The organism is Treponema berlinense, assembly GCF_052273165.1.
Classification (GTDB): domain Bacteria; phylum Spirochaetota; class Spirochaetia; order Treponematales; family Treponemataceae; genus Treponema_D; species Treponema_D berlinense_A.
Window position 1 is genome coordinate 25,780 of record NZ_DAVZIU010000020.1, and the last position, 12,260, is coordinate 38,039.

Consider the following 12,260-nt stretch of genomic DNA (forward strand, 5'->3'; position numbering starts at 1 on the left):
ACTTTTAAAACTCGAGATTAGTCCGCAAAACGTGCTAAACGTTAAGCAACATAGGCCTCAAGCCGTCTTGCACGAACAGGATGCTGCATACGGCAGATTGCAGTTTTTTCAATCTGGCGGATTCTTTCCTTAGTAAGATTGCATTCTTCGCCAACCTGAGCCAAAGACATAGGTTTTTCACCGTCAAGACCGTAGCGAAGGCGAATAACCTTTTCTTCCGCTGGCTTAAGAGTTCCAAGAACATTCGCAATGTCTTTCTGAAGATTTTCCGTTATAACCTTTTCATCAACATTCGAATATTTTTCATCTTTAACAAAGTCGCCGACCGTTCCAATATCACCGTCTTTATTTTCAACCTGAGCATCAAGACTAATCATATCGCGGTTGATTTCCAACATTTCGTTTACGTGCTGTTTTTCCATTCCAAGCATTTTCGCAATCGTTTCAATTTCTTCACTTTCAGATTTTTTGCCGTGAACAAGTTTTTTAGCCTTTTCAATCTGAACAAGTTCGTTCATGCGGTTCATCGGGATGCGGATTGCACGTCCTTTTTCGCAAATTGCCTTCAAAATCGTCTGACGAATCCACCAGACAGCATACGAAATAAAATGATAGCCTTTTGTAACATCAAATTTTTCAATCGCAGTCAAAAGACCGATATTTCCTTCACTGATTAAATCACCAAGTTCCAGTCCGCGATTCTGATATTTTTTTGCAACATTTATGACAAACCGAAGATTCGCATTTATAATTTTATCTTTTGCAGCCTTGTCGCCATTTTTAGCCTTAATTGCAAGCTCTGTTTCTTCTTCATGATTCAAGAGCGGAATTTTGTTTATTTCTTTCAAGTAAATTCCCAAGTTTTCGTCGTAATTTGTCATAAAATGCTCCTTAAAATCGCCGAAACGGTGTTTATTTTTATTTCTTACACTTATATACAAGCAAGAACTATGCCAACTTTTTTTATCCTTTTTATTTTTTTGCGCCCCAACTTGCCAAAAAAAACGGCAATTTTCCGGTTATTTTCCTCTTTTTTCTTCAAATCAGTGCCTACAGGCTCGGTAACCCTCGGTCCTGCGGACGAACTTGCGTTCCCTTCCGGCCCTGGGCGCATTTTTCGGGTAAAAAAAATCCTCTTTTTAATTTTTCACTGTTTCTTTTTGACACAGTTTCAACCTTTCAATTTGACGCTGCGTCTTTTTGACACATTTTTTCTTTTTTTTTGAAAAAAAATCAAATTAAAACGATTTTTGTTGACGATTAAGAACCAAAATTTATATATTTAAAGTAAGAATTAAAAAATTTTTGGAGGTTATATATATGAAACTCAGACCATTAGCAGACAGAGTTCTTCTCAAGGAAGAAAAAGCAGAAACAACAACAAAATCAGGCATTCTTCTTCCAGAATCTGCCCAAGAAAAAACACAGACTGCAAAAGTAGAAGCTGTTGGACCTGGCACAGAAAAAGAAAAAATCACTGTAAAAGTGGGCGACCGTGTAATGTACGATAAATATTCAGGCGTTCAGGTAAAAATGGACGGCGAAGATTATTTAATCGTTAAAAACTCAGACATCATCGCTGTGGTAGAATAATTTATTTTAGACGGTCATTTCGAGAAAAACTCAATGACCGTTTTTTTATGTCATTTTAGTTTTCTAAGCATAAGCCTTGCATCAGCATTCATTGGATTTAAGCTTAAGGCATATTCAAGCGAAAGAATTGCTCCTTCCCTATTCTGCAAATCGCTTTGGACAAGAGCTGTCCTGTAAAGAATCTTTGATTTTAATTTTTTATCTTTAGTTCTACCGGAAGCAAGTCCGTAAAGATTCAGCGCTCTTTTTAACTCACCGTCAGAAGCATAAATTACAGCAAGATTAACAGCCGAATTTACAGCACAAAGCCTGCTAAAAGAAACAATCTGTCCGTCAGCCGCAATCGTTCGAGCACCTCCAGTTTCAAAAAGGGCATATTCGTACAGACGGCGGGCGGCGGAAATATTATTATCGAGAAGAGCAAAATACGCGGCAGTTTCAATTTCCCAGGTTTCCATTGTGCCTGCATAATCCGCCGCCCTGTCGCCAAAAGCCGCCCTTATTACAAACTCAGGAACCGGTGGAGCAGAATATGTTTTTTCACCACCAAAAATATCATATTCAACTTTTTCGTCCTGCAAGCCCGTTTTTTTCATTTTATAGCGGGCATCTAAATATTTTTCAAACAAAAGCCTGGCATCTTCTTTTTTTCCGAAATTTAAAAATTCGTTTACGGCAAAGTGCAAAAGCGCCGGAGGATACATATTTTTTTCAATTTCATTAATTTCAAGATTTTTCCAAATTTCGCTTTCAACTTTTTTTTGTGGCAAATCAGAATTTTCAGCCAGCCATAAAGAAAGTTTTTCTACCAAAAGTTCATCGCTCAAAGCCTGCGCATTTTTTTTCTGCCATTCAAGCATTTGCTCAATTCTAAAAATTGCATCTCTTATCAAAAATTTCGGTCGCTCATCTCTCTGCTTCATCGAATATGTGCGCAAAGAAGTCTTTCGCAATTCCCGCTCAAATAAATCCTGTTTTTCCAAAACAGAATCTGCTCGTGCAAATTTTCCATAAGTTATTAGTGCAGGAATATTTTTTGAATCACGCATTATAACTGTCATTAATAAATCGTATGCTTTTGAATACTGGGCAGCGTTATAAGCCCAAAGCGCGCTGTTTACATAAATAAGTTCTGGAATATCCGCGTTTTTTTCAATTTTCGCCTGCAAAATCAAACGTTCACGCTCTTTTTCCGCAGAATCGTAATCTCCAAGCATAAAAAAAGCGTCGCTTGCAAGATCTGTCAGTTCAAAATTTTCAAAAGAAAAACCTTTTGACTGAGCATTCTCGTAATTTTCAACGCACAAATCGTAATTTTTTGCGTCAAACTGAACCTGAGCCCAAAACAAATTAAAATCACTCTGAACCGATTTTTGCAAAGTGGCCGCCGCAGAATAGTTTCCATTTTTTAAAAACGGAAGAGCCGCATTTACAAGCCATTTTTCGTTTCCTGTTGAAGAATAACAGGCTCCGTAAATTTCGGAAAACTGAGGTAAAAGAAGATTTTTTTCTTTTTGAGATTTTAAAACCGCTTCCGCATAAATCGAACCGTATTTTGAGCCTTCCAAGGCGGAACCAATTTTTAAGGCTTCGTCAAACCGCCCTTCCCGCAACAAAAAATGAGAATAGACTGCGGAAATTTCATTGTTGCCAGGAATTTTCTTTAAGCTGTCGGAAAGTATTTTTTCTGCAAGGCTTTTTTCTCCAAGCGTCATAAAACGCCGGTAAATTCCAATTCTTGCATAAGCGCTGTATGCTGATTTAGAAGTTTTTTTTAAGAGTTTTAAAGCATCGTCAGTCTGCCCAAGCTGAATAAAAGAATCAACTGTATCAAGAGCAGACAAAAAAGACGACTGCTTTGAATTCTGCGAACACGAAAAAAACAAAAATCCGGCAACTAAAAAAATCACTGCCGGATTCTTACGGCTGGACAAAATTTTCCAGTTTTTCTTCATACGCAGACCAAAATTATTTTTCTGACGATTGAGAATTGCAGGATTTTCCAATACTGTCCAAAACTGCATTTATAAATTTAAACGAATCATCCTGTCCGTATTTTTTTGCAATATCAACCGCCTCATCAATTACGATAGAAGCAGGAACATCTTTCTGAAAAAGCAGGGCATAAACGCTCATACGCAAAATCGAAAGAGTAACCTTGTTAAGGCGCGCAAAATCCCAACCCTTAAGATTTTCTTTTATAAGTTCATCAATTTGAGACTGATTTTCAATCGCACCGGCAATTAAAACTCTTGCAAAAGTTGCAGTTTCCATATCAACCGCGTCTTTTTCAGAATCTCCATCCGCCCAAGACAATTCAAGAACATCTTCTTTAGGCATTCCGCCTACTTCCCAGGAATAAAGTCCCTGAAAAGCCAAAATTCTTCCTCTTCTTCTTGACACTTTATCTTTCCTGTAAAACTACCAATTAAGCAACTTGTCTAAAGCTGCACCCGTCTTCTTTCTTTCTACATTTTCTGGAGTATCAAGAGCTTTTGTTACGTCCTGAACTGCCGCAATCATTGCCTGGCTCTGTTTCTGCTGTGTAAGATTAGATTTAATGTAATCATAGACAGTGATTGTCGTTTCTGGCTGAACTAAATCGCTCAAACCAAGCATTTTTGCACTGTACTTTGCACGAACCGCATAAAACTGAAAATCGTTTTCTGTTTCTGTAAGTGAAGAAATATATCCCTTTTCTTTTCCAAAAAGTTCGAGAAGTTCATTATATGAAACGCCAAGCTGCTGAGCATGCTGAGCGGTTTTGCTTATGAATAAATCCCCGCCCTGATAGTCTTTTGAATTTGCGGCATCTGCCTTGATTTTTTCAGTAGTAATTTTTTTATCTTTAAAATCTTTTAGCATGGCTGCTGCCTTTGTTTTTGCAGCGGCAGGATCATTGTTTTTAGGAAAAAGCACAAGGAAAAGTTTAAGCATATCGTTCTGAACAAAACTTGCCTTATTCAATTCATAAAAAGCACGAATTTCTTCATCGCTCGGAGCAGCTTTTTGAATTTCTTCCTGTTTTTGCTGCAAAACATACTGCTGGGCAATCAACTGATTCTTCAAATAAGATTTGTATTCAGCAACTCCCATTCCTACAGTATTTTTCATGTAATCTTCAAAAGATTTTCCAGTCTGTTTTTTTATGATTTCTTCAAATTCTGCTTCTGTAACGTTTCTTCCAAATTGCTGGCTTACGTTCTGCATAAAATACTGATTAACCTGAGAATCAGTAAGAACCATTCCAGCTTTTGTCGCAGCCTGTACAACCAGTTTTTCATCAATCATCGCATTAAGGATTTCTTTTTTCTGCTCAACAGTAAAAGAAGAAATTCCATTCTGTTTTCCATAAATTTCAACTCTGTTTTTGAGCTGTTTTAAGGTGATTGTCTCTGATTTATTGAGTTTTACAGTAGCAAGAGGCTGTAAATCCGCCTGAGCAAAAATTCCTGTACCTGCCATTAAAATCAAAGATACGCAAAGTGCAAAACGTTTCATAAACTTTCCTTAACTTGTCTTTTTTGTTCCGTAAAACGAGAACATGAAGAGGTTTCTAAAACTAAAAAAGTTCCAAAAACCCTCAATAAATATAAACAACTGGAAAACCAGCCAGTTACATTCAAATAAAAAAATCACCTCCAAAAATAGAAGTTTTCAGAGGCTCTTATTTTTTGTGCAATTTACTGAGGATCGAGCGGAAGTCCGCCAGAAATCACAGCACGAATTCTTCTTACACCAGCAGACGAAGACTGTTCTTTTACAATCTTGAATTCACCGATTTGAGCCGTGTGCTGAACATGAGGTCCACCACAAACTTCCTTCGAGAACCAATCACTTTTTGAATCGCGTCCGATTGTATAAACTTTTACCTGTTCGCCGTATTTGCTTGCAAAAAGAGCGCGAGCACCCTGTTTTTTTGCTTCATCCAAAGTCATAATTTCCATTGTAACAGGCAAATCTTCCTTGATTTTTTCGTTTACAATGTCTTCAACTTTCTGAACTTCTTCTTTTGTCATAGGTCTGTCAAAAGTAAAGTCAAAACGCATGCGTTCATTGTTAATATTCGAACCTTTCTGCGCAATTTTGTCGCCAAGAACATCTATCAGAGCCTGCTGTAAAAGGTGTGTCGCAGTGTGGTATTTTGTTGCAACATCAGACTGCTCTGCCAAACCGCCCTTTGCTTTTCCAGCGTCCAAAGTCTTAGAAGCTTCCTGGTGTTTTTTTTCTGCTTCCTTAAATCCTTCAACATCAACCGAAAAACCATGCTCAGCACCAAGTTCCTGAGTAAGCTCAAGCGGATATCCATAAGTTTCGTAAAGGTTATACGCAACTTTTCCAGAAATCACTTTTTTAGGATTTTTCATCAAATTCGGCAGGAGTTTCTGAAATTCAGCCTCGCCTTTTTTGAGTGTCTGACGGAATTTTTCTTCTTCGGCAGTCAATTCACCCTTAATTTTATCAGCATTCTGTTCAAGTTCAGGATAAGCGATTTTGAAATTATCAATTACAGAATCAGCAATTTCTGCAAGGAAAGATTTTTCGATCCCAAGCTTCATTCCATGACGAACGGCACGACGAATCAAACGACGCAAAACATAACCTGCGCCAACATTCGACGGAGAAACACCTTTTGGATCTCCAATTATAAATACAGAAGCACGGCTGTGATCGGCAATAATTCTAACAGAACGGTCTTTTTCTTCGTCCGTTCCATAAACATAATCAGCAAGCTCATCGATTTTTTTGATAATCGGCTGGAAAACTTCGGTCAAATAAACAGAAGTCTTTCCCTGCAAGATGCAGTTTGTGCGTTCAAGTCCCATTCCAGTATCAACATTCTTTTTTGGAAGAGGCTCAAGAGTTTTTTCGTCAACGCGGTTAAACTGCATAAAAACGTTATTCCAAATTTCAAGCCAGTTTTCGCTGTCAGTTCCCTTATTAGAACCTTCAGGAGGCAAACCTTCGCCAACCCAATAAAAAATCTCAGTATCAGGACCACAAGGACCTGTCGGACCTGCAGCCCACCAGTTGTCTTCGGCAGGAAGATAAGCAATTTTGTCCTCAGGCATTCCATTAGCTTTCCATGCTTCCGCAGCTTCTTCGTCACGAGGAGCATTTTCGTCACCAGCAAAAACAGTCACAGAAATTTTGCGCGGATCAAGACCAAGCCATTTCGGACTTGTCAAAAATTCGTAAGAAAAGGCAATGGATTCTTTTTTAAAATAGTCACCCAAAGACCAGTTTCCGAGCATTTCAAAACATGTAAGGTGGCTCGGATCTCCAACTTCATCAATATCGCCAGTGCGTACACATTTCTGATAATCAGTAAGACGAGTTCCAGCAGGATGTTTTTCGCCAAGAAGATAAGGAACCAGAGGATGCATTCCGGCAGTTGTAAACAAAACAGAAGGGTCATTTTCCGGAATCAAAGACTGGCCAGAAATTTCAACGTGATTTTTTGATTTAAAAAATTCGATATACTTCGAACGTAATTCATTTGCAGTCATAATTAAATCATTTTATAGATTTGACCGCAGAATTTCAATATCTTAAACCTAAGGAGCACAAAGCCTTACCGCGACCGGCTTTTGCTACAAGTCCTCCTTCGCTCCGCTCGTCCGGTCTTTCCGCGCAATCCGGGCTAAGATTTTCGGCTCTTTCAAGATTCTCTTACGCGCCTTTTTATCAGCACGTTTTTTTATTCTTCGGTCTTTTTAAGCTCTGTTTTTTTGAGAGTCAAAGGCAATACTTCATTCTGAAAAAATCCGTTCGGAGTTACATCAACCGACTGCAAAATTATAGTGTCGTTGTCATCCAGAAGAATTTCTGTTGTTTTTCCACGCTTATTTCTTTCAGTTTTTTTAATTTTGCCAAAACTTGCAGAATAATATCCGTTAAAAAATTTTACGGCGGTATCGCTTCTAAACTGCATCAATTTTGTGTCAGAAATGCTATTCAAGACAAAACGACCTTTGTCTGTAAATTTTTCAGATTCAATCAGATATTCGCCGTTTGCAAAAACAAAATACTTTCCATCGGAAGTAGTCCATGCAGGTCCTTCGACAAGCCTTTTTAGCGCTTTTTCAGATTCGCCTGCAACAGTTTTCTGATTTAATTTTGCCGAAACTTTTTTATAATTTCCGTCCCAGAGAGTGCTTTCACTGATAATCATCCGGACGTCATCTTGAATTCGGATTCTTATTTCATCAACATTTACAAGCGAAATATCAAAACGCCTCTGAAGATTTTCGATTGACTGGTTTATTGAAGTAAAATACATTCCGTTTCTGCGGAGCTTTGCATCCAACCACGAATAAACTTCTTCACTGTCTTGATAATGAAAAATAATTTCGTGCGTCTGAGTGTCAAAAAAGATATATCGTACATTTCCACCAGAATTTTCGGTCTTATACCATAAGCCTTCCAAAAATTTAGAAAAAGTTGCGACAGTTCCATCCTGAATTCTAGCAAGTTCTTTTGCGGCAATGAGGTTTCCTTTAACACGAACCTGCTTAACTTGAGTATAAACTCCTTCTTTTTCGTTCCAATCGTACATTGTCTGAATCTGGTCAAGCCTGGCGCTGTCTTCTGTAGAATCCGAAGCATAAATCCAAACAGGAAAACTGGCGGCCTTTGTCTGACTCAATTCATACGATTCGTTTCGTTCCGTCTGCTGAATAAAAACTGTTTCATCAGACTCAAAGTCTCCGATTTTTGTTAAAACGAAGTCGCCTTTTTTGGTGCGGCTTCCATTAAAAATACACAAAACAGAATGACCTTCGTCCGTAATTCCCTGATAAACAAGTGAATTTTTGTGATTTCCGATTACGTCCAGCGCAGTACAGGCAAAAGTACGAATCTGACTTACTGAAGTTGCAATCCAAGCCGCTCTGACATAAGAAGATGTTGAAGGATTGTACAGACCGACAATCAGCGCCAAAAAAGGACTTCTTGATGTTTTTACAATATTTATCTGATCATCATAACCGTCATCGTCAATATCCATCGTAACAACGTTCAGCAGAGTTTCGTCGTTGGCAAGTTCAATAAACGAAGTCTGTTCATAATCTTCGTATTCATTTTTTAAATTTTCTTCTTCGAACATTTCTGTTTCAACAATCGGTTTTACAATTTTTGCACGCGAATAAGAATTGTCTTTTATAAAAAGATTTTTTCCGACAAAAAAGAATGCAAGTCCTGCGGCAACAATAATAAAAATCACTGGAATAAGTTTTTTCATAATCTGTAAAGTTTACCAAATCAGTTAATTTCGCTCAATAAAACAAAATTCTTTGCAAATAGTTACAAATTCTTCTATATAATACCATTTATTGACATTTTTTTTGTTTTCTATAAAATTTTTGTACTATGATAAAAAATATTGAAATTTTTGAACACACGCCGGTTCCAAAGGCGGTTTTTAAATTTGCACTTCCAACAGTGCTAAGCATGATTGTTACTGTTTTGTACAACATGGTTGACGCTTTCTTTGTCGGTCAGACAGGAGATCCGAGTCAGTTTGCAGCAGTAAACGTTGCAACTCCGATTTTTCTTTTTCTTATGGCGGCAGGAAACATTTTCGGCATGGGTGGCTCTTCGTTTATAAGCCGTGCGCTTGGCGAAAAAAACTACGAAAAAGTAAAAAACATTGCTTCTTTTTGTTTTTACTCAGGAATTTTTACAGGTTTTCTAGGTTTATTCCTAATTCTTTTCAATATGGAAGGAATTCTCAAAATGATTGGAACAACTCAGACAACCGCACAGTTTGCACGCGATTATTTAAAATACATTGCGTACGGCGGACCTGCAATTGTTATTTCGACAGCCTACACAAACATAATCCGCGGAGAAGGCGCTTCTCAAAACTCAATGGTCGGACTGATCGCTGGAACAGCCGTAAACATTGTACTTGATCCGATTTTTATTCTCGACTCATTTTTGGGAATTCCTGGGCTTGGACTTGGTGTAAAAGGAGCCGCAATTGCAACTGTAATTGCAAACATCGTTACGATTGTAATCTATCTTGTACATATCCTTTCAAAAAACTCAACTCTCACAATAAATCCGAAGTATTTCAAAATTTCAAACGGAATTTTACTCGGCGTTCTTGCAATCGGACTTCCTGCAAGCCTTACAAACATTTTGATGAGTTTAAGTTCAATTTTAACAAACAATCTTCTCGCTTCGTATTACAGCGTTCCTGTCGTATCAGAAAAACTCTTGCCATTTATAAAGACATTTATCGACGGAACAGCAGTTTATGGCGATATTCCTGTTGCGGCAATGGGAGTTGCGCTCAAGGCAAACATGTTAACAATTTTCATTCAGCTTGGGCTCGGAATTGGAATTGCTCCGTTAATCGGCTACAATTATGGTGCAAAAAATTCTATGCGTGTTAAAAAAATCGTCAATTTTTCGATTTTAGTAAATGTTGTGCTTGGAGTTTCTCTTACCGTTCTTTATGTAATTTTTGCAAAACCAATCATAAATATTTTCTCAGAAGATCCAGCTGTTGTTGCCATGGGCGTAGATATTATTTATGCGCTTATGTCATCGGCACCATTTATCGGAATTATGTTCGTTTTAAATTTTACTTTCCAGGGAATGGGAAAAGGCTTGCAGTCTCTTGTTCTTGCCGTAAGCCGTCAGGGTTTTATCTTTTTACCAGCAATCCTTATAATGCAAAAACTTTTTGGACTTACCGGAATTATCTTCGCTCAGCCGTTTGCCGACGCTATTGCAGTTTTAATTGCAGCAGGAATGTTTTTATTTTTGTTAAAAGACCTAAAAGCTGAAGAAAAAACAGTTTCTTCTCAAACAAACAAGTAAAATAAAAAAAATGAAGAAAAAAGGCTGTCCTTTGATGAAGTTTAACTACTTCTAGGACAGCCTCTTCTTTCTAAATACGATATTTTTCACATTGCACAAAACACAACATTCAGTTTATTTTATTTCACTTTACGCAACACTGAGTTTTTTGTAGAATAAACTAGATTTTTACAAAAGCGGTAGGGATTGTAGTGGCTTGTTGCGGAACGAAGTGAAGCAATGAAGGCGAAAGCCGGAACCACGAAAAGCCCGGTGGCAACTTGTTGCCTAACCGCCCAAAAAAAACAATTTATAGTCTGACTTTTTTATAGGAGAAACTAATAAAAACTTTGCCTCAGATAGCGTCAAAGTTTTTATTTACAAGTTTGCGTTGCAAACTTCATTATAAACTGCATATTCTCATTGAATTGCGAATATGCTTAAAAAGTCAACTCGGAAATTGATATTTCCTCATTAACTTTTTATAGGAGAAAAAGATGGGAAACAATTATTTTAACTCGATTCCGTGGCGCGAAGCTCGTTTACAGCTCGGTCACTGCCGCTCAATGGCAAAAGAAGAATTCGCTGACGGAGTAAACGCTCTCAAAGGCAAAAAAATCGTAATCGTTGGATGCGGCGCTCAGGGCTTGAACCAGGGTTTGTGCTTGCGCGACTCAGGTCTTGATGTTTCTTACGCTCTCCGCGAGTCTGCAATCGCCGAAAAACGCCAGTCTTGGAAAAACGCGACAGAAAACGGCTTCAAAGTTGGAACTTACGACGAATTGATTCCTACTGCCGACCTTGTTGGAAACCTTACTCCGGACAAGCAGCATACAGCCGTTATCACAGAAGTTATGAAGAGAATGAAGAAAGGCTCGGCTCTGTGGTACTCACACGGATTCAACATGATTGAAGAGGGAATGCAGATTCGTCCGGACATCACAGTTGTAATGTGCGCTCCAAAAGGACCGGGAACAGAAGTCTGGCACGAATTCCAGAGAGGATTCGGTGTTCCTGACCTTATCGCCGTTCACCCTGTAAACGACCCTGAAAAGAAAGGCTGGGCTTATGCAAAGGCTTTGGCTGTAGGAATGGGCGGAAGCAAGGCAGGTGTTCTTGAATCTTCTTTCGTTGCGGAAGTTAAATCTGACCTTATGGGCGAACAGACAATTTTGTGCGGAATGCTTCAGGCCGGAACAATCGTCTGCTTTGACAAGATGGTAAGCGAGGGAATCGCTCCAGAATATGCGACAAAACTTTTGATGCACGGCTGGAACGTAATTTCTGAGGCTCTCAAATGGGGCGGAATCACAAACATGATGGACCGTCTTTCTAACCCTGCAAAAATCCGCGCTAACGAGCTTTCAAAGGAAATCAAAAAACTTTTGACACCGCTCTACCAGAAGCACATGGACGACATCATCAGTGGAAAATTCTCTAGCACAATGATGCAGGACTGGGCAAACAAAGACCACGACTTGCTCACCTGGCGCGAAGAGACAGGAAAACTTCCGTTTGAATCAACTCCAGAATCAAAAGAAGAAATCACAGAGCAGGAATATTTCGACAAGGGAATCCTGCTTGTTGCAATGGTAAAAGCCGGCTGCGAACTTGCATTCGAGACAATGGTTGACGCAGGAATCAAACCAGAAAGCGCTTACTACGAATCATTGCACGAAGTTCCACTCATCGCAAACCTGATTGACCGCAAACGTCTCTACGAGATGAACCGCGTAATTTCCGACACAGCAGAATACGGATGCTACCTGTTCAGTCGCGTTGCAGCACCGGAAATGGCAAAAGAGCTTATGCCGAAACTCCACACAGACGTTATCGGAAAAGGGCTTGAACTCAAG

General features: G+C 38.8%; 9 protein-coding genes. 3 read left to right on the top strand and 6 right to left on the bottom strand.

Translation table 11 applies throughout. The annotated features are described in order from the left end of the window. Positions 1-41: 41 nt before the first annotated feature. Positions 42-881, bottom strand: coding sequence for a sigma-70 family RNA polymerase sigma factor (locus ACT6XC_RS07445; protein ID WP_443741346.1), 840 nt, complete (start codon positions 879-881; stop codon positions 42-44). A gap of 439 nt (positions 882-1,320) precedes the next feature. Between ACT6XC_RS07445 and ACT6XC_RS07450 the strand changes: the two genes are divergently transcribed. Continuing rightward, a complete protein-coding gene (locus ACT6XC_RS07450) occupies positions 1,321-1,593 on the top strand; it encodes a co-chaperone GroES (protein ID WP_078931762.1) in 273 nt (90 codons plus the stop codon). A gap of 50 nt (positions 1,594-1,643) precedes the next feature. On the opposite strand, the gene ACT6XC_RS07455 is transcribed toward ACT6XC_RS07450, so the two are convergent. The 5 genes from ACT6XC_RS07455 to ACT6XC_RS07475 form a co-directional block, all read right to left on the bottom strand. Continuing rightward, entirely contained in the window at positions 1,644-3,617 is a 1,974-nt protein-coding gene (locus ACT6XC_RS07455) for a hypothetical protein (protein WP_443741347.1), read from the bottom strand. Continuing rightward, entirely contained in the window at positions 3,562-3,996 is a 435-nt protein-coding gene (gene nusB, locus ACT6XC_RS07460; protein ID WP_443741348.1) for a transcription antitermination factor NusB, read from the bottom strand. Before nusB ends, ACT6XC_RS07455 begins: the two co-directional genes overlap by 56 nt. 18 nt (positions 3,997-4,014) lie before the next feature. Next, the gene (locus ACT6XC_RS07465; protein ID WP_443738218.1) at positions 4,015-5,094 is read right to left on the bottom strand and encodes an MOSP complex formation periplasmic protein, TDE1658 family; all 1,080 of its coding nucleotides are present in this window, start codon (positions 5,092-5,094) and stop codon (positions 4,015-4,017) included. 182 nt (positions 5,095-5,276) lie between these two features. Next, entirely contained in the window at positions 5,277-7,103 is a 1,827-nt protein-coding gene (locus ACT6XC_RS07470; RefSeq protein ID WP_443741349.1) for an alanine--tRNA ligase, read from the bottom strand. Positions 7,104-7,294: 191 nt separating this feature from the next. Continuing rightward, entirely contained in the window at positions 7,295-8,836 is a 1,542-nt protein-coding gene (locus ACT6XC_RS07475; RefSeq protein ID WP_443741350.1) for a pallilysin-related adhesin, read from the bottom strand. Positions 8,837-8,964: 128 nt separating this feature from the next. On the opposite strand from ACT6XC_RS07475, the gene ACT6XC_RS07480 reads away from it, so the two are divergent. Next, on the top strand, positions 8,965-10,425 hold the full coding sequence (locus tag ACT6XC_RS07480; protein WP_443741351.1) for an MATE family efflux transporter: 1,461 nt from the start codon (positions 8,965-8,967) through the stop codon (positions 10,423-10,425). A gap of 476 nt (positions 10,426-10,901) precedes the next feature. Continuing rightward, on the top strand, positions 10,902-12,260 hold a 1,359-nt coding region (gene ilvC, locus ACT6XC_RS07485), incomplete at its 3' end, for a ketol-acid reductoisomerase (RefSeq protein ID WP_443741352.1).

Excerpts from the sequence above, each read along its gene's own strand:
- ACT6XC_RS07445 (WP_443741346.1), bottom strand. The coding sequence starts at position 881 with ATGACAAATTACGACGAAAACTTGGGAATTTACTTGAAAGAAATAAAC.
- ACT6XC_RS07450 (WP_078931762.1), top strand. The coding sequence starts at position 1,321 with ATGAAACTCAGACCATTAGCAGACAGAGTTCTTCTCAAGGAAGAAAAA.
- ACT6XC_RS07455 (WP_443741347.1), bottom strand. The coding sequence starts at position 3,617 with ATGCAGTTTTGGACAGTATTGGAAAATCCTGCAATTCTCAATCGTCAG.
- ACT6XC_RS07465 (WP_443738218.1), bottom strand. The coding sequence starts at position 5,094 with ATGAAACGTTTTGCACTTTGCGTATCTTTGATTTTAATGGCAGGTACA.
- ACT6XC_RS07470 (WP_443741349.1), bottom strand. The coding sequence starts at position 7,103 with ATGACTGCAAATGAATTACGTTCGAAGTATATCGAATTTTTTAAATCA.
- ACT6XC_RS07475 (WP_443741350.1), bottom strand. The coding sequence starts at position 8,836 with ATGAAAAAACTTATTCCAGTGATTTTTATTATTGTTGCCGCAGGACTT.
- ACT6XC_RS07480 (WP_443741351.1), top strand. The coding sequence starts at position 8,965 with ATGATAAAAAATATTGAAATTTTTGAACACACGCCGGTTCCAAAGGCG.